The sequence below is a fragment of the Streptomyces sp. NPDC001530 genome (assembly GCF_042894545.1).
In the GTDB taxonomy this organism is placed as follows: Bacteria; Actinomycetota; Actinomycetes; order Streptomycetales; family Streptomycetaceae; genus Streptomyces.
In genome coordinates, this window is record NZ_JBIAVS010000014.1 from 1 (window position 1) to 21,591 (window position 21,591).

Here is a 21,591-nt window from a genome sequence, read left to right on the forward strand (position 1 = left end):
CTGGCCCCCCCCCCCAAAACCGGGGGGGGGGGGACCGGGGGTAGTATTTTCGGGGGGGTCTGGGGGCGCAGCCCCCAGGGACGGGACGGGTAGGGGCGGAGGGGGCGAAAAACCTCACGGTGAGGACGGCTTGCCTGGTGTGTTGAGCCACGTGTCGAACAGGGCGTCGAGGTCTTGCCCGGACTCCCGTTCGGAGAGGCGGATGAACTGGGTCGTGGTCCCGTGGCGGTCACGGTGGTCGGCGGCCCAGGCGCGCAGGATGCGGAAGAACACCGGGTCACCCACGGCCGTACGGAGTTTGTGCAGAGCCATGGCACCGCGCGAGTAGACGGGCGTGTCGAAGATGTGCGCCCCGCTGCCGGGGTCGGCCGGCGGGAACGCCCACAGGTCGCTGCTCGCCGGACTGGCGTACAGGGCGTCGAACGTCTTCTGCGCGCTCTCGCCACCGTGCTGCTCGGCATAGAGCCACTCGGCATACGTCGCGAAGCCTTCGTTGAGCCAGATGTCCTTCCAGGTGGTGAGGGTGACGGAGTCCCCGAACCACTGGTGGGCGCTTTCGTGGACAAGGGTGCTCAGGTCGGGCGCCGAGTCGTAGACGGGCCGGGTCTGGGTCTCCAGCGCGTATCCGACCTGTGGTGCCCGGTCGACGATGGACCCGGCGGCACGGAACGGGTAGGGACCGAAGACCTTGCTCTCCCAGGCCAGTACCGACGGCAGCTTCTTGAGGACGGGCGCGGCGGCGGCCGCCTCGCGCGGATCGACGGCGTTGTAGACCTTGAGGCCGTCGGGGGTGGTGAACTGCTCGACCTTGAACTTCCCGACGGTCGCCGTGGCGAGGTAGGCCGCCATCGGTTCGGCCTGCCGCCAGCGGAAGGTGGTGCGGCCGTGGGCAGTCCGCTGCCCGAGGAAGACGCCGTTGGCGACGGCGGTGCGCCCCTGGGGGACGGTGAGCGTGAAGTCGTACGACGCCTTGTCCTTGGGGTGGTTGTTGGCGGGGAACCAGGTCATGGCGCCCTGCGGTTCGCCGGCCACGAACGCCCCGTCGTCGGTGGGAATCCAGCCGTCGAGGGAGCCGTCGGGATCGGTGACCGGTTTGGGTGTGCCGGAGTAGGTGACGGTGACGCGGAACTCCTGGCCCTTGCAGAGGGCGTCGCGTGGGGTGACCACGAGTTCCTGTCCGTCGCGGCGGAAGGCCGCCTTGGTGTGGTCGACGGTGACGCCCGTGACCTTCAGCCCTTTGAAGTCGAGGTCGAAGCGGGTCAGGCGCTGGGTGGCCCGCGCCGTGAGGACGGCCTTGCCGTCGAGGTGCCGGCTCTGCGGGTCGTAGCCGAGGGTCAGGTCGTAGTGGTGGACGTTGTAACCGCCGTTGCCCGCGAGGGGGAAGTACGGGTCTCCCGCACCGGCGGAGCCCCCGGTGCCGACCGCCGCCGGTCCGGCCGCGGCGAGCAGGGCCGCGACGGCGAAGGGGACCGTCGCGACAACGGCTTCTCGGCGAAGGACAGTTGTGCGTCTGGCGGCGGCCTGCTGCGGGCGTGGCGTCACGTTCGCTCCTCCGGTCGATGGAGATCACTCACGGGTCATGGGTGAGCACGCGCGGGCCAGTAGTGGTCGTCCACGGGCCTGGGGTGATCACGCGCGCTCAGCCTATGAGCCTGCTCGCCCGCCAACCCCCTCAATCAGGCCAAGTTACGCCGAGCCTGGATCACGACCGTCCCCCAGAAGGCGTTGACGCGGTCGGTGGGTCGAAAGACGTAGTCGGTGGCAAAGCCCGACTCGGAGAGGATGCGCAGCCATCCCGCGACGCTGTACATCCAGCGGACGGTCCACATCGACTGCGCAGGGCCGGTGCGTACGAGCATGCGGCGGCGTCCTTCGGGCATTCCGGTCGAGCGGGTGAGGCAGGACAGGACGAGCCGCCCGCCGGGTTTGAGCCGCTCGGCGATGCGGGGCAGCAACCGGTGGGGGTCGGAGAACCAGGCGGCGCCGTAGTTGGAGAACGCCGCGTCGAGCGGCGGCAAGTGGGGTGCGATCGCGACGGCGTCACCGAGCCACCACTCCAGCGTGTCGACGTCGCAGAAATGGGTGGCGGCCCGGTGGATGCGTACCGGGGAGACGTCGATGCCGATGCCGCGGGCGATGCCGTGCTCGGCCAGCCCCGCGAGTTGGGCCCCGTGCCCGCAGCCGAGTTCGGCGACGCAGGCGCCGGCCAGCGCGCCGAGGAGTTCGGGTCCGGGGCCGGGAGCGGTCCGGAACATCCACTCCATCGTCTTCGGGCGGTCGCTGCGGGGCCGCCCGATGCGGTTCCAGGTGGCCGCGTTGAGCCGGGCGTCGTACGCGCTCTGGTCGGTGACGGGCAACTCGGGGCTCCTGTGGGCTCGGTCCGACGGGAGCCGACCGTTGGTGGGCGGCCGTGTCGTCATACCCAGGGCGGCGGCCCGTCGGGGATGAGCTGGTGAACGTCGAAGAGGACCGCGGACTCGACGCCAAGAGCGCGACCGCCCATTCCGGTCGCCCAGGTGAGGAACGGGCGCGGCTCGAAGGCCCCGGCTCCCAGCCCCTTGGTGTATTCGGCGTGCGCTTCGAGCGAGGCGATACCGCGTTCGAGGGGGTCGCCGGTGACGTCCACGCCGTGGGTGGGCTGCTCGGCGCCGGCGAGGCACACCCTCCGGATTCCGTTCCAGGGCTCCAGCCCTTCGTCGGCCAGTTCCGGGAAGACCCAGCGGTTGCCCGCGTCGCGTGCCGCGTCCAGGGCGGCCAGGCCCACCGCCCGGTGATCCGCCTGGTTCGTGATGCCGCCGACCATGCGCACGGTGAACGCGCCCGACACCACGACCTCGGGCCGGTGGCGGCGCATCGCGCGCACGATGTCACGGCGCAGTTCCGGTCCGTACTCGACGACACCGTCGCGGTGGTCGAGGAACTCGACGATGTCGACGCCGACTTGGCGGGCCCCGGCCCGCTCCTCGGCCTCGCGCAGCGGCGCCGCCCGGTCGGGGTGCACGCTGTCGATGCCGGCCTCTCCCCGGGTCGCCAGCAGATACGTGACCCGCTTGCCCTGGGCCGTCCACCGGGCGACGGCGCACGCGGTCCCGTACTCGATGTCGTCCGGGTGTGCCGCCACCGCGAGACATCGCTGCCAGTTCTCCGGCAGCACGGGCAGACCGGGGCCGCCCGCCGGGCCCGCTATGTCCTGTGTGGGATTCATGACCCGAATGATGGCGCGGGGTACGCCACGAGGAACAGATGCGTGCTTCCTTCTCTTTGCGCCGGTCCCTGTTCTCGCGCGCCCTGCCCCGTTGCGTCAGGGCTCTTGGTCCTGAACACCACTCACCCTGGCCCAGGCCCCAGCCATCGTGGTGAAGTTCGTGCACCAGTCCACTCGTCCACCAGTCCACTCGTCCGGCGACCCGCACCCCACAGAGGAGACTTCTCGTGACCGCAACCTCGCACACCTGGTCCCATGCACCGGTCAGGGTCGGGCTAGTCGGCGCGGGGCCCTGGGCGCGCGCCGTGCACGCGCGCGTGCTCGCCGCCGGGCCCGAGACGCGGCTGACGTCGGTGTGGGCACGCCGCCCCGAGGCGGCCCGTGAAACGGCTGCCCCTTACGGTGCCGGAGTCGCCGCGACGTTCGAGGAACTGCTCGACGGCTGCGAGGCGGTCGCCTTCGCGGTGCCGCCCGCCGTGCAGGCGGAGTTCGCGCCGCGTGCCGCGAAGGCGGGCAAGGCCCTGCTCCTGGAGAAGCCGATCGCACTGGACCTGCCCTCGGCACAGCGCCTCGTGGACGCCATCGACAGCGCCGGCGTCGTCTCCCAGCTCGTCCTGACGAACCGTTACCACCCGGTCACCCGGCAGTTCCTGAAGGCCGCCCAGGGCCTCGACAGCGTAGGCGCTCGGTCCTGCTGTCTGAGCGGCGCTTTCCTGGGCGGCGACTTCGCGACCCCGTGGCGCCTGGAACACGGCGCTCTGCTGGACCTCGGGCCGCACATTCTGGATCTGCTGGACGCGGCCCTGGGTCCCGTCGTCCGTGTGCGGGGCTCCGGAGACCCGCGCCGTTGGATCGAGCTCACCTGCGAGCATGCCGGCGGAGCCGTGAGCCAGGCCTCGCTGTCGGGATCGGTCGACATCGAGCACGGCACCACGCGCATCGAGCTGTTCGGCCCGCACCCCGAGCTGGCCTTCGACAGCGGCACACTCGACCACGAGGAGTCCTGGCCGGTGCTGCGCCGGGAGTTCGCCACCGCCGTACGGTCGGGGCGGTCCGGCGAGCTCGATGCCCGACGTGGGCTGTATCTGCAGACCCTCATGACCGAGGCGTTGAAGAGCTGAGGCGTCGAGAGCCGGAGAAGCGTCGCGGAAGGCGACGCCGTTCAGGCGAAACGGCGGGCCGGGGTGCGTGGGCACCTGAGGGTGTGTCGACAACACAGCTGTGAGACTGCCGCTGATCGCCCCCATGCTCGCCACACCCGGCACCCTGCCGCCCGCCACGCAGGACATGCGCTGGTCGTACGAGACGAAGCATGACGGTCAGCGTGCCGTGGTCTACCTGCCCGGGGACGGCAGCGTGCTGCTGCGTGCCCGGTCGGGAGAGGACATCACCGCCGCGTATCCCGAACTCCGTTCCCTGGGCGGTGTTGTCGGCACGACCCCAGCGATCCTGGACGGCGAAATCCTGGTACTGGACGAGCAAGGACGCGGCGACTTCCAGCTCCTGCAGTCCCGTATGGGGCTGGCCCGGTCTCCCGGCAAGGCGGCTCGTCGTGCGGCGGAGGCGCCCGCGCATCTCGTCCTGTTCGACGTCATGTATCTGCGGGGCGATCTGACGGGCCTCAGCTATACGCGCCGGCGCCGGGAGTTGGAGGGACTCGCCCTCAGCGGTCCGTTCTGGTCGACGCCGACCGCGCTCGTCGGCCATGGGGAGCTGGCCCTGCGGGCGACTCGGGAAAGCGGCCTGGAGGGGCTGATCTGCAAACGGTTGGACTCCGTGTACGAGCCCGGGGTGCGCTCACGCGCCTGGATCAAAATCCGCAACATGCGCACCGTGGACGTCATCGTCGGCGGCTGGGTCCCCGGCAAGGGACGCCTGTCGGGGCTGCCCGGCGCCGTTCTCGTGGGCCAGCGCGAGGCGGGACGGCTGCGCTACGTCGGGAGCGTGGGCACCGGCTGGAGCGAGGCCGAACGGTGGGAACTCGCCCAGTTGCTGCGGGCCGCCGAGACCGACCGTTGTCCTTTCGCAAGCGTCCCGCGCGTGGCCGGAGCGCACTGGGTCCTGCCACGGCTGGTCGGCGAGGTCCGCTACAGCACCCGCACCCGGGCCGGCCTGCTGCGCCAGCCGTCCTGGTTGCGCCTGCGCCGCGACCTGGCCCCCGAGGACTCCGCGGCCGACCTGCCCTAAGGCGCACACATGACCTGACCGCCCCGCAGGGCGGTCAGGTCGTGCCGCAGCCCGGTTACGACAGTCCTTGACCGCCGCCGCCGAAGGACCCGCTGGATCCGGGGACCCAACGCCTTCGACGCTGGTCAGCGGCGTGCTTGGTGCCCAGGGCGTGGATGTTGTACGGCATCAGCCGCTCGCTCTCGTCCGCGGCGATCGGTACCTCGTCGGGTTCCCGCTTCTCCCGGATTTCGTGGACTGCTCCGGTAGAGGGCAGGTGGGGCTGCTCGTCGGGACGGGGCGGGGGCGATTCTTTGCTCCGCACCCTGATGCCCAGGATGACGGCCCAGACGAGCGCGCCGGCGATGAAGAGGCCACCGACAAAGGCGAGGACCGCGTTCACCGTCGAGTTCGCTGCGATCAGTTCATAGCTCGCGGTGTTCATCTGCACGTGAACCCCCAATGCCAGGGGAAACCTGAGTGCTCTCTCCGTCAGCGACGGCGTGTCCATTGTATTCCGGTTCATTCCGGACGGTGTGCCACAGCTCCGAACATCGTTACGGACCTGTGCAGGGCGCGCTGTGCGGCCGCGTCCGAGAGGTCCTCGTAGGGCGATCGCGCTGCGCTTCGGTCGTCGATCACCAGACCGGCGCCGTCAGCCGGCCGGCTTGCGTCCGGAGTACGGGTCCGCGGCCGCGGACAGCGCGCCGGAGGTGAGGGCCGCGACGGTAGTCGGGACGCAGGATCGTGGTCGCCCCGTCGGTGTCCAGCAGGGCGACCGGCCCGCCGGGGCGCAGCAGGCGCGCGATCTCGGCGACGGCCTTCTCCGGTTCGAGGAGGTGCTGGAGCACCCGTTCGCACCACTACACGTCGACCGAGGAGTCGGGCACGGGCAGGGTGAACGCGTCGCCGTCCACGCAGCGGGCGGGGCTGCCGGCCTCGGCCGCCCGCTTCCCGGCCACGGCGCGCAGCCCGGGGTTCGGCTCAATGCCGAGTGCCTGGCCCTCGGGAGCCACGGCAGCCGCCAGTTTCCGGGTCTGCGATCCGGTGCCGGAGCCGATGTCGATCGCCCGTTCGCCGGGCCGAGCGCCGCGTGCGCCCAAGCGCGCAGCGGTGTACGCCGTCATTGACGTCCTGGGCGTCCAGTACCGCCGCGAGCCGCGCGGCGCTCTCGGCGGTGATGTTCCGCGTGTGAAATTCCGAGGGAGGCCGTGTTTCCCCCAGGGCGATCACTCCAGGACCACCGCGGCCGGCTCCGGCGTCGGAATGCCCATCGCGGCCGGCTCCGGCTCGGGGTGACCATCGCGGCCGGCTCCGGCGTCACATCGTGTAGCGCCTCAGGGCAGGTGTCGCGGCGGCCAGGCCCAGCACGGCGGCGATCACCAGCAGGCCGCCGCCCGCGACCGCGGCGCGTGTTCCCAGGAGCGAGCCGGCGGTGCCGTGCAGGACATCGGCGAGGCGCGGGCCGCCCACGACGACCACGGTGAAAACGCCCTGCATCCGGCCGCGCATCTCGTCGGTGGCGGCGGAGAGCAGGATCGCGCCGCGGAAGACCATGGAGACCATGTCGGCGACGCCCGCCGCGGCGAGGAACGCCACCGCCACCCACAGGCTGGTGCTGAGCCCGAACCCCGTGATGGCCGCGCCCCAGGCCACGACCGCGACGATGACCATGAGGCCGTGTCTGCGGGCGCGGGAGAAGGTGCCCGACATCAGTCCGCCGATCACCGCGCCGATGGGGATCGCCGCGAACAGCAGGCCGAGCGCGAGCCCTTCGCCGTAGGGCGCGTAGGTCTGTGCGGCGAGTTGCGGGAACAGGGCGCGGGGCATGCCGAAGACCATGGCGATGATGTCGGCGAGGAAGGACAGCAACAGCACCTTGTGCACCGAGATGTAGCGGAAGCCGGCGACGACCTCGCGCCAGCCCGCCCGCTTGGCCGCCGATACCGTCAGCGGCGGCAGGGCGGGCAGCCGCACCACCGCCCACACGGTGACGCACAGGGCGACCGCGTCGATCAGATAGAGCTCGGGCAGGCCGATGACCGGGATGAGCGCACCGGCAAGCAGGGGCCCAGCCACCAGCCCGGTCTGCATGACGGTCGAGCCGAGCGCGTTGGCCGCGGGCAGTTCGTCCGCGGGGACCAGCCGGGCGATGGAGGCGTTGCGGGCCGGGGAGTTCAGGCCGAAGAACGCCTGCTGGAGGGCGAGCAGCGCCATCAGGACGAGCACCGAGTCGAGCCCGGTGACGGCCTGTATCCAGAAGAGCAGCGAGGTGACGGCTATGCCGCTGTTCGTGATGAGGAGCAGCTTGCGCCGGTCCATGCTGTCGGCGATCGCGCCGCCCCACAGCGCGAAGACCACGAGGGGCAGCAGGCCGGCGAGGCTCGCGTAGCCGACCCAGGCCGAGGAGCCGGTGATGTCGTAGATCTGCTTGGGCACCGCGACGGCGGTGAGCTGGCTGCCCACCGCCGTGACGATCGTCGAGGACCACAGTCGGCGGTAGGCGGGGCGGCGCAGCGGCCGGGTGTCCATCGTCCAGCGGCGCCATCCGCGCCGATTCGCCTGCTCCGGTCCCGGTGTCCCGTCATGGGCGGTGGGGCTGCTGTCCGTACTGCTCTCGCTGGCGTCCACGCTCGTCCTGGCTGCTCGATACATCTTTCGGTTCAGGGATCACTATGGCTGAGGGGGAGCGGAACGCGTCGTTCGGGGATCGGACTGTGCGCCGCGCGTACGACGCTCGGACCTGGCCGCCGGGCGTACGACGGCTCAGGCTCCGGCGATCAGCATGCCGCCCATCGCGATCATCGTCGTGGCGACCAGGCCGTCCAGCACACGCCATGACGAGGGCCGGGCCAGGAAACGGCTGAGCAGCCGGGCGCCGAAGCCGAGCGCGACGAACCAGCACAGGCTGGCCAGAGCGGCACCCAGTCCGAAGGTCCAGCGCAACGAGCCGCGGTCGGCCGCGATCGAGCCGAGCAGGAACACGGTGTCGAGGTAGACGTGCGGGTTGAGCCAGGTCAGGGCCAGGCAGGTGAGCACGGCGCGGCGCCGCGAGCCGGCCGACACGGTCGCCGCTTGGAGGGCCGAGGGCTTCAGCACCCTGCGCGCGGCGAGGAATCCGTACACGAGGAGGAATCCGCCGCCGATCAGCCCGACCGCGGTGAGCGCCGCGGGAAAGGCCACCACCACCGCGCCGACACCGCCGACGCCCAGCGCGATGAGCGCCGCGTCGGACAGTGCGCAGATGCTCACCACGGCGAGGACCGCGTCCCGGCGGATGCCCTGGCGCAGGACGAAGGCGTTCTGGGCGCCGATGGCGACGATGAGGGAGAGGCCGGTGCCGAATCCGGCGGCCGTGGTGGTGAGCGCGTCTGTCATGACATCGACGCTAGAAAGCAGATCGCCCGGAGTACAGCTAAAGATTCTTATGTATCATTAGCGCTTGTGATGACGGAGCTTCCCCTCGACCAGGTGCGCACCCTCCTCGCGGTGGTCGACGAGGGCACGTTCGACGCGGCGGCGGCCGCCCTCCATGTGACGCCGTCGGCGGTCAGCCAACGGGTCAAGGCGCTCGAACAGCGCACCGGCCGGGTCCTGCTGATGCGGACGAAACCGGTGCGGCCGACCGAGTCCGGCGAGGTCGTGGTGCGCTTCGCACGCCAGCTGGCCCGGCTGGAGCGCGATGCGCACGCCGAGCTCGGCATGACCGGTTCCGGGGAGCCGACACGGCTGTCGATCGCCGTGAACTCCGACTCCCTGGCCACGTGGTTCCTCCCGGCGCTCACCCGCGTACCGGAGGAGCTGCGGCTCAGCTTCGAGCTGCGCCGCGAGGACCAGGACCGCACGGCCGCGCTGCTGCGTGAGGGGCTGGTCATGGCGGCCGTGACCTCGTCGCCGGACGCCGTGACGGGCTGCTCGGTCCGCGCCCTCGGCCGGATGCGCTATCTGCCGGTCGCAAGTCCCGGATTCGCGGCGCGACGGCTCGGCGGCCGATCGCCCCAGACGCCGTTGCGTGAGGTGATCGGCGACGCGCCGCTGGTGGTCTTCGACCGCAACGACGGCCTCCAGGACGAGTTCGTCCGCGCGCTGCGCGGTGGCGGCGGCGCGAGTTCGCTGCGGCACTTCATGCCCACGTCGGAGGGGTTCGTGGAGGCCGTAGCGGCTGGTCTGGGCTGGGGCATGGTGCCCGAGGTGCAGGCCGAACCACTGCTGCGCGCCGGGCGGTTGGTCAACCTCGCGCCGGACCGGGTCGTCGACGTTCCGCTGTTCTGGCAGCAGTGGAAACTCGACTCCCCCGCGCTCGCGGCGGTGGCCGAGGCCGTGGCGGCCGTCGCCGCCGAGACGCTCGCCGCGGGCCGGCTTCCTGAATCACTCGCTGCCGAGCGGCTCCCGAACGCCGTGTGACCCGGTATCTTCGCGCTGGGCACAGTTTGAGCGCGGCCACGAAAATCAGCAGCGCAACCGCGTATCGCGGAGGACGTAAAGGTGCGGTCAGGGGCCTCGGGGGCGCATTCTTGCTGTGTTACCCCCCTGGCGGCGGGCGGACGAGGGCAGACCGATGACTGGGAGCGCCGAGCGTGAGGACCAGGCGCTGGAAAGCCTGGCCTCCCTGCTCAGCGCCGCCGTGGCGGACGCGATCCAGGCGGCCCGCGGCTTCGCGGCGGGCGTCTATCTGCGCTCGGGCACGCCCGGACTGCTGAGGCTGGCCGTGCTCGCGGGTCTGCCGGGCCAGCTGTTCCGTCCCTGGTGGCGTATGCATGTGGACCGGCCGTTCCCCGTCGCCGACGCCTATCGGCTCGGCGTGGAGGTGCTGCTGGCCGACCCCGCGGAGACGATGCGCCGCTATCCGCAGCTCGCCGCCGGGCTGCCGTTCCAGTTCGGTTCGCTGTATGTCCCGGTCGTGGGGGCCTCGGCGCCGTTCGGCGTTCTGACCGTGCTGCGGCCCCCGGCCTCGGACGCCACCGAGGTACTGCCGGACCGCGACCGGATGACGGCGGTGGCGGAGGAGCTGGGTGCCGCTCTGGCCGCGCTGGACAAGGACGGGACGGGCGTCCTGTGGGACGGGGAGCCGATGTGCATGCTGCCACCGGCCAACGGTCCCTCCTCGCGGCGTGTCGGGGGGTTCACCTGGGATCCCGCCGATGGCACGGTCATCGCGGACGACGCCTTGTGGGCCCTGCTCGGCACCAGTCGCGAGGGCTTCGCCGGAACGCCGGAGGCACTGGCCTACGCGGTCGCCCACGACGATCCCCGCCTGCTGCTGGCCGCGCTGCGCGAGACGGCCGCCGGGCGGCCGCCGCCCCACCCGCTGCCGGTGCGTACCGCGGACGGCAGACTGCGACTGCTGGAGCTGTGGACCTCCGGTGCGGCGCCCATCCCGCCCTACCGCGTGAGCGGCGTGGTCGTCGATCCCGGCCCGGGACCGGCGGCCGACGAAGCGGCCGATCTGCTCCCGGAGGGCGTGTTCGCACTCGACCGGCTCGGCCTGATCACGTATGTGAACCCGCCCGCCGCCGAGCTGCTCGGCCGGCCGCGGACGGAGCTGCTGGGGCGACCCCTCTGGGAGGCGGTGCCCTGGATGGACCGGCCGACGTACGAGGATCATCTGCGCGGGGCGCTGATGTCGCAGGATCCGGTGCAATGCCAGGTCAGACGCCCGCGAGGAGACGGCAGCGAGGTGCCCTTGGGGCGCAGAGGAGGCACCTGGCTGACGCTGTCCCTCTACCCCGGCCCCGCCATCCTGACGTGCAAGATCGTGCCGATGGGGCGGGTCGCGGACACCACTGAGGCCGCCCCGTTCGACGCGCGGATGACGGAGGCCGGACAGACCGATGTCGACGACCCCGAGACCGGCGTCCCGACGACGGCGCCGCTGTACCGGCCCATCGTCCTCGCCATCGCGCTGACCGAGGCCATGACCGCCCGCCAGGTGTCCGAGGTGGTGATGCGGGAGCTGCTACCCGCGTTCGGCGGACGCCGCCTCGCCATCTATCTGCTCCAGGACCGGCGCCTGTACCTCGCCTGGGAGACCGGATTCCCCCACGGATTCCTCGCCCCCTTCGACGGGGTGGGTCTGGACGCCAAGCTGCCCGGGGTCGAGGCGCTCACCACTGGCCGCCCGCTCTTCTTCGAGTCGATGCAGCAGCTGGCGGCCGCCTATCCGGGCATCCCGCTGGACGCCAACGAGGGGTCCCGGGCCTTCCTGCCGCTGATCGCCTCGGGGCGGCCGGTCGGCTCCTGCATCCTGGGCTTCGACCGTCCGCACACCTTCAGCACCGAGGAGCGTACGGTGCTGACAGCGCTGGCCGGACTGATCGCGCAGGCCCTGGAGCGGGCCCGGCGCTACGACAACGAGGCCGCCCTCGCGCGCGGGCTTCAGGAGGCCCTGCTGCCGCACCGCCTGTCGGCGCACCCCTTGATCAAGACGGCCGGGCGGTATCTGCCCGGCACGCTGGGCATGGACGTGGGCGGCGACTGGTACGACGTCGTCGAGGCCGGCGACGGACTCGCCCTGGTGATCGGCGACGTGCAGGGGCACGGTGTCCAGGCGGCCGCCACCATGGGCCAACTGCGCAGCGCGGTACGGGCATTCGCGCTCGGGGACCGCTCCCCGGACGAGGTGATGAGCGGCACCAACCGGCTGCTCATCGACCTCGACCCCGGCCAGTTCGCGAGTTGCTGCTACGTCAGGGTGGACCCGGTCACGGGCGTCACCCGAGCCGCCCGGGCCGGGCATCCGCAGCCCCTGCTGCGCCATCCCGACGGCCGCACCGAGGTCCTGGACCTGCCCGGCGGCGTGGTGCTCGGGGTGGACCCCGAGGCCCGGTACCCGGTGACGAACCTGCTGCTGGAACCCGACGCCGTGCTGGCCCTCTACACGGACGGCCTGGTCGAGCGCCCCGGCACCGACTTCGACGAGGGTGTCGAAACGGTCCGCGCGACGCTGGCCCGCGCGGGCACCCCGCACGGCAGGCCGGGCGGCCCCTCCTTGTCCCGCGCGGCCGACCTGCTCACCGCGGAGGCCCGGCAGGCCACCGAGCGCCCCGACGACATCGCGCTCCTCCTCACGACCCGCCGGTCCCCGGGCGAAACCGGCCTCTAGTCGTCCGGGACCGCCCCGCGCCCGAGCCCCCTCAGTGCGCCGCATCGAGCCGCGCCCGCTGGTCCGGCGTCAGTTCCAGCTCCACCGCGGCCAGGTTCTCCTCCAGCTGCGCCACGGAGGACGCCCCGGCCAGCGGGATAACCGGCAGCTCCGCACCGATCTGCCAGGCCAGCACCACCTGGTTGGGGCTCGCCCCCGTCTCCTTCGCCACGTCCCGCAGCACGGCGAGCCGGGCCGGCGTTCCCGGGTGGTCGTAGTCGGCCGGCAGCGGCTTGTCCTGCCGTACGTACGCGCCGGTCAGCAGCGGCGAGTAGGCGACCAGGGTCAGGGCGGGCTCGGCCCGCAGATAGCTGAGCAGTTCCCCGGTCGCCGCACCCAGGCTGCCCTCCGGGAAGAGCCCGCTGGGCACATCGGCGCGGGGCCGCAGAAGGCTGTGGTGGTACTGCAGGACCTCGTAGCCGGGCAGCCCCGCCGCCGCAGCCAGGGCCCGGGCCCGCTCCACCCGCCAGATGGCGTGGTTGCTCACCCCGAGCAGCCCGACACTGCCCTCGGCGACGAGTTCGCCGAACGCCTCCACCGTCTCCATCGGTGCGACGGCGCGGTCCTCGATGTGCGCGTACAGCAGATCGATCTTCTCCACACCAAGTCGTTCCCGGCTGCGCTCGGACGACTCGCGGATCACCTTGGCGGACAGACCCTCAGGGTTGTCGACATAGCTGGTGCCGGGGGCCAGGGGGCGCGCGCCCAGCTTGGTCGCGATGACGATCTCGTCGCCGATGCCGCGGCTGCGCCGCCAGCGCCCGAGCAGCGCCTCGCTCTGCCCGCCCTGGCTGTCGTCGGTCCAGAAGGCGTAGTTGTCGGACGTGTCGATGAAGTTCCCGCCGGCCTCGACATAGCGGTCGAGTACGGCGAAGGAGGTCTTCTCGTCCGTCCGCGAGCCGAACAGCATCGCGCCGAGCGCGAGCACGCTCACCTCACGACGGGTCTTCGGATCGGTGCCGATCGTGCGGTACTTCATGGTGTCCCTCCCGTTCGGGCCCGAAATCCCCGGGCCTGAACGGGAGTCTGGAACTTGAAGCGCTCTTCAAGTCAAGCCTTCTTGAACGGTCCTTCCAGAGCCGCCCACTGCAGCAGCATGATCGTCTTCGCGTCGGCGATCTCCCCGGTGCGGATCATCTCCAGGGCGCGGCGGAAGGGCAGTTCGACGATCTCGATGTCCTCGCCCTCCTCGTCCAGGCCGCCGCCCTCGTGGGTACGCGTGGCGGGGCCGTACGAGGCGGCGTAGAAACTCACCCGCTCGGTGACCGAGCCGGGGCTCATGTAGACGTCGAACACGTGCTCGACCTCGCCGACGGTGTGCCCGGTCTCCTCGATGACCTCGCGCCGCACGGCGACCTCGGGATGCTCGTCCTCCTCGTCGAGCAGTCCGCCCGGTGTCTCGACGAGCATGCCGTCGGGGTGCCCGTTGACGTACACCGGGTAGCGGAACTGCCTGGTCAGCAGCACGGTTTCGCGCTCGGCGTCGTACAGGAGGAGGGTCGCTCCGTTGCCGCGGTCGTGCGTCTCGCGCTCCTGGCTGCTCCAGCTGCCGTCGGCGTGCTGGAAGTCGAAGGTGGTGGTGCGCTCCACGTACCAGTGGCAGGACAGGAGTTTCACATCGCGGACCTTGACCCGGGGGTTGCCGGTCAGGTCGCGGCCGACGCGGTCGAGTCCGGTGCGACCCCGGCGGTCCGGGGTGTCGATGCCCGCGGTCATCGTGCGCCGCCCGGGCGGGAGCGGGAGGAGTCGTTCATGACCACTGTCTACCATCCCGAACCGAATACGGAGGCCACAGCGGGGCTTCGCCCGTCTAGGCTCACCGCATGGAACAGACGGAGATCATCCTGCGCGCCATCGGCGTCCTTACCGAGACCAACGCGATGGTGCGCAGGATCGCCCAGGACGAGGACGCCGAGGTCGAATCGACCGAGACCCAGCTGGGCGCGCTCGTCACCGAGGTGTTCCCCCGGGTCGAGGTGCCCGCCGACGCGGGACCCGCGGAGGCCGGCCAGGCCGTCGCGGACGCCTATCTGCCCGCCACCATCTCCCTTGTGGGCGCCTTCGCGTTCCTGTTCTCCGAACTCGCCGACGTCCACGACTCCGGACGGACCGACATCAAGACGGCCGACCTGCTCCAGGACCTCGCTCTCCGCATGTCGCGGGCGGACAACACTTGAAGTGCTCTGCCGGCTGAAGCCGGGAGATTCCCACCTACCTTGCAGTGGCGGGCTTGACGCGTTTCCGCGCCTGACGACTGCACCTCCCGGCAGCCGGGACCGCCACCACGTGGCCGATCCGGTACAGGTGCAAGATGTTCCGGGCCGCGTTCCAGTCGGCATGTGCCTCGAAGCCGCAGTCGGTGTTCTTGCAGACGAACGTGGCCTGGTCCTCCCGGCTGCCCGGCGTGGTGAAGCCACAGGCCGAGCAACGCAGGGAGGTCCCGGGCGCAGGGACCTTGACGAGAGTCCCGCCGCGCCGGGCAAGCTTGTACGTCAGCATCGTGACCGTGCGGCCCCACGCCTCCTGGGCGATGGAGCGGTTCAGCCCGGCTTTCTGCGCGACGTTCTTGCCCGGCTCTGCGACGGTGCCCCGGGCAGACTTGACCATGTTCGTGATGGTGAGCTGTTCGACCACGACCGTGCCGTACTGGTCGGCGATCTCGGTCGTGGTCTTGTGCTGCCAGTCAACGGCTCGGCGCGTGGCTGTTGCACGGAGCTGCCTGATCTGGTCGTAGGTGCGCCGCAGACGGTTCGAGGTGCGCTCGCCCGGCTTGCGGAAACTCTTGCGGTGCGCGGCCCGCTGCTCCAGGCGCAGGAGTTTGGCCTTCTCGTCGGCGTTGAGCCACTTGTCGCGGTCGGCGGTTGCGTCCGGGAGGCGGGCGGGCCGGCCGTGGTCGAAGTGGTTGCCGTCGGAGAGGGCCAGGGGCAGGTTCACCCCGGCGTCGATGCCGACCTCGGTCCCCTGGTGGGGCTCGGGCGTGGGTTCGAGGGTCTGGACGCGGAAGCCGATGTGCCAGCCCAGCGCGTCCTTGACCAGCCGTGCGCCGGTGATCCGGTTCTCCTTGTTGGCCCGCTTGCCCACTGGCAGGTCTTTCGTCCAGCGGAAGCGGACCCGGCCCACCTTGGGAATGGTGGCCATGCCCCAACGGCGGTGCACGCGGACGATGTTCAGGTCCCGGCCCTGCGGGATGTCCACGCTCATCACGCAGCGGATGCGGGACTTGAAGTTCGGCGCGTAGGCGCGGGAGTCCCAGCAGTTCTTCCACGCCTGGAAGTACGTCTTCAGGACCGCCTGTGCTGCCTGCGCGGGAAGGACAGCGAGCCAGTCGAGGTCCTTGCGTGCCTGCCGGATCGCCGCGTCGGCGGCGGCCAGGGAACGCTTGTCCTTCGGCAGCATCGTCCACCAGTCGTGCAGCAGGTTCCACATGGTGCGGGCCGCGTGCGCCTGGTCGTCAATGCCCCGGACCTGCGCAGGGGTCAGTGCAAGCCGGGCGCGATGCCCGAACTGCCGCCTCTCCCCTGCACGTTCCGTGGTCACGCGATCACTTTACCGTTTGGTCCATGTCGCCACGATGGAATCCGAATCCCGACGTACGACTTGGTCGTCACGTCGCCGATAACCTGCATGTCCACTTGGTTTGCCGTGGTGAGGGCCTTGTCGAAGCGTTCATCTGCCCGGGGGGCATGGAGAGGTCCCGGTCGGCTTGGCCGAGGTACAGCTCCGCCGTGATCGTTCGGCGAGCAGGTGTGGGCTGTCGGTGTTGCGGCATCCCCGGCGTACTCATCCAGACACTGCACGCCCAGGCCGGTGCCGGTAAGTGCGGCGATCACCTCGCTGATGCCGCCCTGGTGAGTTCCGGCTCGGGCCGACTCGTGAGGCGGCCCGAGCGAGACAGCAGGCCGACACACCCGGCGCAGAGTGCGCCCGTCGCCGTGAGCACCCACCAGACCAACTCCGGGTGTCCTCTGCGCTGGGCGGCGTCCCAGACGGCGCCCGTGGCCAGGTTCCCCAGGGTGATGCCGAGTCCGGAGACGGTGTTGTACAGGCCGTAGTGGGTGGCGATCAGGCGTCCGCCCGCGAGCGAGACGACGGTGTCCATCTCGAACGGGTAGACCACGGCCGTGCCCAGCCCGAGCAGGGTGACCGTCGTGAACAGGGGGGCCAGAGCCGTCAACCAACCGATGGCATCGGTATCACCGCTCACCGTTTGGGTGTCGGCGAGCAGCGGCACGAAGGCCCCGCCCATGAGCGCGATGCCGTGGACGACGGCGCGCCGCGAGGTCCACCGGACCCGGGCCCACGCCGTGATCCTCACCTGCCCGGCCACGGCCACCCCGGCGGAGACCGCGAACAGGGCCGTGGTCACCGCGTCACCGCTGTCCGGGGCCACGCGGTGGGCCTCCAGTGGCAGGGCGAGGTAGACCTGGAAGGACAGGACGTACGAGCCGATCATGGCGGCGGAGAAGAGCAGGAAGGGACGGTTGCGGACCACGGTGCGCCAGTCGGCCAGTACTCCGCCGGGTTCGTTCGACGGGGTGCCCTTGCGATCGGGCAGCATGCGGAACTGAATGACCGTCAGGGCGAGGAACAGCACCGCCGCCACGGAGCAGACCAGTGCGAAGTCGGCGGACAGCAGGACGAGTCCGACCAGCGGGCCGACGAACATCCCGGCCTGATAGAAGACGTTGAACGCCGCGAACGCCTCCACTCTCCGCTCCCCCGCCTCCCCCGCGAGAAAGGCGCGGACCGCCGGGTTGAACAGGGCTCCGGCGAACCCCGTCGCCGCCGACGCCGCGACGAGGGCCGGCAGCGAGTCGACGTAGCCGAGCAGGCCGAATCCGACGGTACGGAGCACGCACCCGGCCATGATCACGGGCTTGTAGCCGAGGCGGTCGGCGAGCGTGCCACCGACCAGGAACATCCCCTGCTGGGTGAAGTTGCGTACTCCCAGCACCAGGCCGACCGCCCAGGCGGCCATGCCCAGTCCGTCCGCGAGATGAACGGCGAGATAGGGCATCAGCATGTAGAAGGCGGTGTTGATGGTGAACTGCTGCACCATCAACAGCCGGACGCATCCGCTGAAGGAACGGAACTGCTCGGTGAGTGACCTCATCGCGCCGCCCCTTCCGCCTCGACGCGCGCGGTGACGCCGACGCAGCGGGTCCAGCGCCCGACGGTGCGCTCGCCGGGGTGCGCGATCTCGTCCGGCTCGGCGGCCGGCAGGCGGTGGAGGAGGTCGTGGGTACGGCAGTAGTCGTCGCTGTAGACCGTGTTCCAGTAGCGGTGCACGCCGTCGGGGAAGATCGCCGCGATACGCGTGCGCGCGGGCTCCGTACGGGCCAGCCAGTTCGCCACCAGCGCGACCGCGCCGACACTCCATCCGCCACTGGCGTAGTGGCCGCGGGCCAGCTCGCGGCAGGTCCACACCGCCTCCCCGGGGGCGACCCAGTGGACCTCGTCGAAGGCCGCGTGGTCGACGTTGCCCGGATGGATGCTGCTGCCGAGGCCACGCATCAGGCGCGGGCCCGCGGGCTGGCCGAAGACGGTCGAGTTCACCGAGTCGACACCGACGAGTTTGAGGGCCGGATGGAAGGTGCGCAGGGTGCGGGCGATCCCCGCCGAGTGTCCGCCGGTGCCGACCGCCGCCACGAGGACGTCGATCCGGCCGAGCTGGACCGTGAGTTCGAGGGCGAGCGAGGCGTACGCGGCGACGTTGTCGGGGTTGTTGTACTGATCGGGGCACCAGGCCGATGGCGTACGGGCGAGCAGTTCGCCGACCCGTTGTCTGCGGGACCGCTGCCAGCCTCCCGCCGGGTGGGGCTCGGTGACGACGTCCATGTGTGCGCCGAGGGCGCGGAGCTGGTGCACCATCAGTGGCTCCAGCCCGGGGTCGGTGACCAGGGTGACCGGGTGGCCGTAGGTGATCCCGGCCAGCGCCAGGCCCAGGCCGAGGGTGCCGCTGGTGGACTCGATGATCGGGGCGCCCGGCATGAGATCGCCGCGCTCACGCGCCGCGGAGACCATGTGCAGCGCCGGGCGGTCCTTGATCCCCCCGGGGTTGGCGCCTTCGAGCTTGGCCCAGAAGCCGCGCCCTGCGGGATTGAAGGGTTCGCCGATCCACAGGACGGGGGTGTTGCCGACCATGCCGGCGGGCGAGCGGCGCGGCGCGCCGACCGGGTCGGGGAGTTCATGTGCCGCGAGGAAGGAGGAGAGGTCGCGCGAGGAGATCCGGCGCAGGGCTGTGCTCATGTCATGGTCCTTCCGCGGCCCACACTGGGGCCGCGTGTCTGTGCCGTACGGGAACGTGTGCCGAACGCCCGGCGGGCGTGCCGGGCGGGCGTCGTCACGTACGGCTGACGCAGACGAGGCGCAGCAGTGGGGGACCGCCGGGGGACAGTGCGCCGACGGTTTCTCCTGGTCCCGGTGGCCCGCAGGACGTCGCCGGGTCCGCCGCGCGGCGCCGGAGCGCGAGGAGGGCGAGCAGCGACAGGGCCAGGAGCAGGGCCCCTGCCGGCGCGCGCAGGTTCGCGGGCCAGTCGGCCGGGTCACAGCAGGAGACGTCGTGCCCCGGGTGTCCGTCGGCATCGCCGCTCGTCGAGCAGTCCGACACGTCGGAGACCCACCGCGGTACGTCGGCAACGTCGGCGCCGGACTCCGCATGCGTCGAGGACGCGGCCGCCGCGGGGTGGAGGTGGCTCTCGGCCGCATGCGCGGCACACGCCATGACGTGGGCCATGAGCAACAGAGCCAGGCCCACGAGGAGAGCGAGGGCCGGCTTGCGCGGCAGCACGCAGCCGGCCGGTTCCTGCGGCATGTGACCGATCGTAAGGGGAACATCACGATACGGCCTTGTTCATCCTCTTTTGGGGTAAGCTCGTCGATCCTTCGGTGGAAGACGCTCGATGCCGACTGACCTGGCACGGACGTCCATCGCGAAGACCGTCCGCGCCGCCGACGACGAGGCCGGCCACGAGTTGGCCTGCCGTGCCCGACTGGCCTTCCGGGGGCGTTCCTTGGCGCCCGGCCGACGCGCGGCCGCCCGCCTTCGGTACTGTCGGAGGGCAAGGTCCGGAACGATCACAGGTGGAGACCCCAGGGTGCGCGTGAGGCGAAAGGTACGAACAGGAGTGGCCCTCGGGCACCTGCTGCTCGTCGTGGCGCTCGCGCTGGGCGTGTTCGTCATGCACACCGTGGGACACCCCGACGGGTCCTCCGGCTCCGGGATGAGCGCCGGATCTCATGCGTCGACGGCGTACACGCCGTCCGCGGCGCACGACCCCATGGAGGCCCCGGCTCCCCGGGCGCAGGGTCATGCGACGGATCCCACGCACACGTCGTCCCCGCACGAGCCCGCCATGGCGATGGACATGCTCTCGCTGTGCATGGCGGTGCTGGTCGCCGCGTGGGTGCTCGCCGCGCTCGTGCGGATGGCGTTCGCACGCCGTCCCGACTGGCTGGCCGGCCTCCTCGCCGACGCCCCGGTCACGCTGCGGCCCAACCCTCCGCCCCGCGGCCCCGATCTCACCCAGCTGTCGGTCCTGCGGCTTTAGGCCGAACCGCCCTCGCGGGCGCGCTCTCCTGCGCGGTCCCGCGACGACGCGTACGCCAAAACAGCCAAAGAGCCAACACACGAGGTGAATTGACCATGACCACCTTCACGCGCGCCCTGCGCCGCAGGTCCGCCCGCCGCATCGCGGCGGTGGGCGTCCTAGCCGCCGGATCCCTGCTGCTGTCCGCCTGCAGCGACAGCGACCACGACATGAGCGGCATGGACCACGGCAGCGGCAAGAACTCGGCGACGGCCACCGTCGAGGCCGCGGGCTTCAACGACGCGGACGTCACCTTCGCGCAGATGATGATCCCGCACCACCAGCAGGCCGTGGAGATGGCCCAGCTGGCCGACAGCCGCGCCTCCGACGCGGAGATCAAGGACCTGGCCGGCACGATCGAGAAGGCCCAGGACCCCGAGATCACCACCATGACGGGCTGGCTGAAGTCCTGGGGCAGGCCGACCACGACGGACTCCATGCCCGGGATGGACATGGGCGGCGGCGGCATGATGTCGGACAAGGACATGAAGGAACTCAAGGCCATGAAGGGCACGGAGTTCGACAAGATGTTCGCCCAGATGATGATCGACCACCACAACGGTGCGATCAGCATGGCCAGGAACGAGCAGAAGGCCGGCAAGGACACCGACGCCAAGAAGATGGCCGCCGGCATCGTCACGGGCCAGTCCGCGGAGGTCGAGCAGTTCCAGAGCATTCTCGACCGGCTCTGATCCACAGCACGAGCGTGCGCCCAGGTCCCCTCGGGAGCCCGGGCGCACGCGCCCACCCCCTGGGTATCCGCCATCCATCGCCGTTGCCGTGCCGAGCGGCTTCGTCAGGCCTGTGCGCGAGGCGAAGGCGTCAGCGGGCCTTGGAGATCTTGTTGCGACGTATGACGAAGCGGCCCAGGCCGGTCAGGACGGCGGCCTTCAGCAGCACGACCGCCAGGACGACGCCCACGGCCCACCCCGTCCAGCGCCAGTTCGCCAGAAGGATTCCGCCCAACCCGAGGTGTACGGCGACGGCGAGCACGCCCGCCACCGCGAGGGCCGCGGTCCTCCCGTGCCGGCGGCGTCGTAGGGCTGCCCCTCGCGGTGCCGGAACCACGCCGACGGCTTCGCCGGGCGGTTCCGTCGCCGCCTCGGGGCCGTGCCACGTCACCGTCAGACCCTCGCGTCTGCCGAACCTCTCCACATGCCCGGCGACGAGATCTTGGAGCCGCCGCAGGTTCCGCTCGTCCGCGGCTTCGACGTTCACCGTCAGCGCGCCCGGGTCGGCCCGCATCTCGCACCGGCCCCAGGGAAGACGAACGGTTCCCCTGGTCTCGGACCATTCGACCTGAGCCTCGGCCGCCGCTGCCCGCATCTCGCGAAGCTCCCGCTCGTCCCCGCCGCCGTGGCCGCGCGGCCGATGGGCCAGGTGCCGCCCCTTGTTGTCGAAGTGTTTGCAGAGCTGGACGAGATACCGGCTCGGGCGCTCGGTCTCGACACGGGCTTCGGTGGTCGGCATGACCTTCCTTTCTGTGCACG

20 protein-coding genes and 1 pseudogene are annotated in these 21,591 nt (G+C 71.1%); 7 read left to right on the top strand and 14 right to left on the bottom strand.

What is annotated here, in order from left to right:
- Positions 1-114: 114 nt before the first annotated feature.
- From ACFY0T_RS27795 to ACFY0T_RS27805, 3 genes are all read right to left on the bottom strand, one after another.
- On the bottom strand, positions 115-1,542 hold the full coding sequence (locus tag ACFY0T_RS27795; protein ID WP_388876002.1) for a M1 family metallopeptidase: 1,428 nt from the start codon (positions 1,540-1,542) through the stop codon (positions 115-117).
- Between the two features lie 134 nt (positions 1,543-1,676).
- Positions 1,677-2,357 carry a class I SAM-dependent methyltransferase gene (locus ACFY0T_RS27800; protein ID WP_388876005.1) on the bottom strand — a complete coding sequence of 227 codons (681 nt, stop codon included), beginning with the start codon at positions 2,355-2,357 and terminating at the stop codon, positions 1,677-1,679.
- A gap of 59 nt (positions 2,358-2,416) precedes the next feature.
- Positions 2,417-3,205: a PIG-L deacetylase family protein gene (locus ACFY0T_RS27805; RefSeq protein ID WP_388876007.1), complete on the bottom strand. Its 789-nt coding sequence runs from the start codon at positions 3,203-3,205 to the stop codon at positions 2,417-2,419.
- Positions 3,206-3,432: 227 nt separating this feature from the next.
- Between ACFY0T_RS27805 and ACFY0T_RS27810 the strand changes: the two genes are divergently transcribed.
- A complete protein-coding gene (locus ACFY0T_RS27810) occupies positions 3,433-4,326 on the top strand; it encodes a Gfo/Idh/MocA family protein (RefSeq protein ID WP_388876009.1) in 894 nt (297 codons plus the stop codon).
- Between the two features lie 124 nt (positions 4,327-4,450).
- A complete protein-coding gene (locus tag ACFY0T_RS27815; RefSeq protein WP_388876801.1) occupies positions 4,451-5,392 on the top strand; it encodes an ATP-dependent DNA ligase in 942 nt (313 codons plus the stop codon).
- A 55-nt stretch (positions 5,393-5,447) separates the two neighbouring features.
- Here ACFY0T_RS27815 and ACFY0T_RS27820 read toward each other — a convergent pair whose 3' ends face one another.
- The 4 genes and pseudogenes from ACFY0T_RS27820 to ACFY0T_RS27835 form a co-directional block, all read right to left on the bottom strand.
- Positions 5,448-5,816 (bottom strand): DUF6479 family protein, encoded by a 369-nt coding sequence (locus ACFY0T_RS27820; protein WP_388876804.1) that lies wholly within the window; start codon positions 5,814-5,816, stop codon positions 5,448-5,450.
- 193 nt (positions 5,817-6,009) lie between these two features.
- A pseudogene (locus ACFY0T_RS27825) lies at positions 6,010-6,498 on the bottom strand (methyltransferase domain-containing protein).
- 193 nt (positions 6,499-6,691) lie between these two features.
- A complete protein-coding gene (locus tag ACFY0T_RS27830) occupies positions 6,692-8,002 on the bottom strand; it encodes an MFS transporter (RefSeq protein WP_388876012.1) in 1,311 nt (436 codons plus the stop codon).
- Positions 8,003-8,137: 135 nt separating this feature from the next.
- A complete protein-coding gene (locus ACFY0T_RS27835) occupies positions 8,138-8,749 on the bottom strand; it encodes a LysE/ArgO family amino acid transporter (RefSeq protein WP_388876015.1) in 612 nt (203 codons plus the stop codon).
- A 66-nt stretch (positions 8,750-8,815) separates the two neighbouring features.
- Between ACFY0T_RS27835 and ACFY0T_RS27840 the strand changes: the two genes are divergently transcribed.
- Positions 8,816-9,775: a LysR family transcriptional regulator ArgP gene (locus tag ACFY0T_RS27840; RefSeq protein WP_388876018.1), complete on the top strand. Its 960-nt coding sequence runs from the start codon at positions 8,816-8,818 to the stop codon at positions 9,773-9,775.
- 154 nt (positions 9,776-9,929) lie between these two features.
- A complete protein-coding gene (locus ACFY0T_RS27845; RefSeq protein WP_388876021.1) occupies positions 9,930-12,473 on the top strand; it encodes a SpoIIE family protein phosphatase in 2,544 nt (847 codons plus the stop codon).
- 31 nt (positions 12,474-12,504) lie between these two features.
- On the opposite strand, the gene ACFY0T_RS27850 is transcribed toward ACFY0T_RS27845, so the two are convergent.
- Together ACFY0T_RS27850 and ACFY0T_RS27855 are read right to left on the bottom strand one after the other, a co-directional pair.
- Entirely contained in the window at positions 12,505-13,491 is a 987-nt protein-coding gene (locus ACFY0T_RS27850) for an aldo/keto reductase (protein WP_388876024.1), read from the bottom strand.
- Between the two features lie 71 nt (positions 13,492-13,562).
- Positions 13,563-14,228 (bottom strand): NUDIX domain-containing protein, encoded by a 666-nt coding sequence (locus tag ACFY0T_RS27855; protein WP_388876027.1) that lies wholly within the window; start codon positions 14,226-14,228, stop codon positions 13,563-13,565.
- A gap of 107 nt (positions 14,229-14,335) precedes the next feature.
- Here ACFY0T_RS27855 and ACFY0T_RS27860 point away from each other — a divergent pair, with 107 nt between their 5' ends.
- Positions 14,336-14,689, top strand: coding sequence for a hypothetical protein (locus tag ACFY0T_RS27860; RefSeq protein WP_388876030.1), 354 nt, complete (start codon positions 14,336-14,338; stop codon positions 14,687-14,689).
- A gap of 34 nt (positions 14,690-14,723) precedes the next feature.
- On the opposite strand, the gene ACFY0T_RS27865 is transcribed toward ACFY0T_RS27860, so the two are convergent.
- From ACFY0T_RS27865 to ACFY0T_RS27880, 4 genes are all read right to left on the bottom strand, one after another.
- Positions 14,724-16,049 carry an RNA-guided endonuclease InsQ/TnpB family protein gene (locus ACFY0T_RS27865; RefSeq protein WP_388876033.1) on the bottom strand — a complete coding sequence of 442 codons (1,326 nt, stop codon included), beginning with the start codon at positions 16,047-16,049 and terminating at the stop codon, positions 14,724-14,726.
- 289 nt (positions 16,050-16,338) lie between these two features.
- Positions 16,339-17,625 carry an MDR family MFS transporter gene (locus ACFY0T_RS27870; protein WP_388876036.1) on the bottom strand — a complete coding sequence of 429 codons (1,287 nt, stop codon included), beginning with the start codon at positions 17,623-17,625 and terminating at the stop codon, positions 16,339-16,341.
- Positions 17,622-18,761 (bottom strand): PLP-dependent cysteine synthase family protein, encoded by a 1,140-nt coding sequence (locus ACFY0T_RS27875; protein ID WP_388876039.1) that lies wholly within the window; start codon positions 18,759-18,761, stop codon positions 17,622-17,624. Before ACFY0T_RS27875 ends, ACFY0T_RS27870 begins: the two co-directional genes overlap by 4 nt.
- A gap of 94 nt (positions 18,762-18,855) precedes the next feature.
- Positions 18,856-19,326, bottom strand: a complete 471-nt coding sequence (locus ACFY0T_RS27880) for a hypothetical protein (protein ID WP_388876042.1) — start codon at positions 19,324-19,326, stop codon at positions 18,856-18,858.
- A 313-nt stretch (positions 19,327-19,639) separates the two neighbouring features.
- Between ACFY0T_RS27880 and ACFY0T_RS27885 the strand changes: the two genes are divergently transcribed.
- Positions 19,640-20,062, top strand: a complete 423-nt coding sequence (locus ACFY0T_RS27885) for a DUF6153 family protein (protein WP_388876045.1) — start codon at positions 19,640-19,642, stop codon at positions 20,060-20,062.
- Positions 20,063-20,157: 95 nt separating this feature from the next.
- Positions 20,158-20,793, top strand: a complete 636-nt coding sequence (locus tag ACFY0T_RS27890) for a DUF305 domain-containing protein (protein WP_388876047.1) — start codon at positions 20,158-20,160, stop codon at positions 20,791-20,793.
- 130 nt (positions 20,794-20,923) lie between these two features.
- Here ACFY0T_RS27890 and ACFY0T_RS27895 read toward each other — a convergent pair whose 3' ends face one another.
- Positions 20,924-21,571: a DUF2218 domain-containing protein gene (locus ACFY0T_RS27895; RefSeq protein ID WP_388876050.1), complete on the bottom strand. Its 648-nt coding sequence runs from the start codon at positions 21,569-21,571 to the stop codon at positions 20,924-20,926.
- Positions 21,572-21,591: the final 20 nt, after the last annotated feature.

What these genes read in the sequence shown, in the direction of transcription:
- ACFY0T_RS27875 (WP_388876039.1), bottom strand. Translation starts at nt 18,761, where the DNA reads ATGAGCACAGCCCTGCGCCGGATCTCCTCGCGCGACCTCTCCTCCTTC.
- ACFY0T_RS27815 (WP_388876801.1), top strand. Translation starts at nt 4,451, where the DNA reads ATGCTCGCCACACCCGGCACCCTGCCGCCCGCCACGCAGGACATGCGC.
- ACFY0T_RS27805 (WP_388876007.1), bottom strand. Translation starts at nt 3,205, where the DNA reads ATGAATCCCACACAGGACATAGCGGGCCCGGCGGGCGGCCCCGGTCTG.
- ACFY0T_RS27835 (WP_388876015.1), bottom strand. Translation starts at nt 8,749, where the DNA reads ATGACAGACGCGCTCACCACCACGGCCGCCGGATTCGGCACCGGCCTC.
- ACFY0T_RS27870 (WP_388876036.1), bottom strand. Translation starts at nt 17,625, where the DNA reads ATGAGGTCACTCACCGAGCAGTTCCGTTCCTTCAGCGGATGCGTCCGG.
- ACFY0T_RS27880 (WP_388876042.1), bottom strand. Translation starts at nt 19,326, where the DNA reads ATGCCGCAGGAACCGGCCGGCTGCGTGCTGCCGCGCAAGCCGGCCCTC.
- ACFY0T_RS27890 (WP_388876047.1), top strand. Translation starts at nt 20,158, where the DNA reads ATGACCACCTTCACGCGCGCCCTGCGCCGCAGGTCCGCCCGCCGCATC.
- ACFY0T_RS27845 (WP_388876021.1), top strand. Translation starts at nt 9,930, where the DNA reads ATGACTGGGAGCGCCGAGCGTGAGGACCAGGCGCTGGAAAGCCTGGCC.
- ACFY0T_RS27855 (WP_388876027.1), bottom strand. Translation starts at nt 14,228, where the DNA reads ATGACCGCGGGCATCGACACCCCGGACCGCCGGGGTCGCACCGGACTC.
- ACFY0T_RS27895 (WP_388876050.1), bottom strand. Translation starts at nt 21,571, where the DNA reads ATGCCGACCACCGAAGCCCGTGTCGAGACCGAGCGCCCGAGCCGGTAT.
- ACFY0T_RS27850 (WP_388876024.1), bottom strand. Translation starts at nt 13,491, where the DNA reads ATGAAGTACCGCACGATCGGCACCGATCCGAAGACCCGTCGTGAGGTG.
- ACFY0T_RS27820 (WP_388876804.1), bottom strand. Translation starts at nt 5,816, where the DNA reads ATGAACACCGCGAGCTATGAACTGATCGCAGCGAACTCGACGGTGAAC.
- ACFY0T_RS27860 (WP_388876030.1), top strand. Translation starts at nt 14,336, where the DNA reads ATGGAACAGACGGAGATCATCCTGCGCGCCATCGGCGTCCTTACCGAG.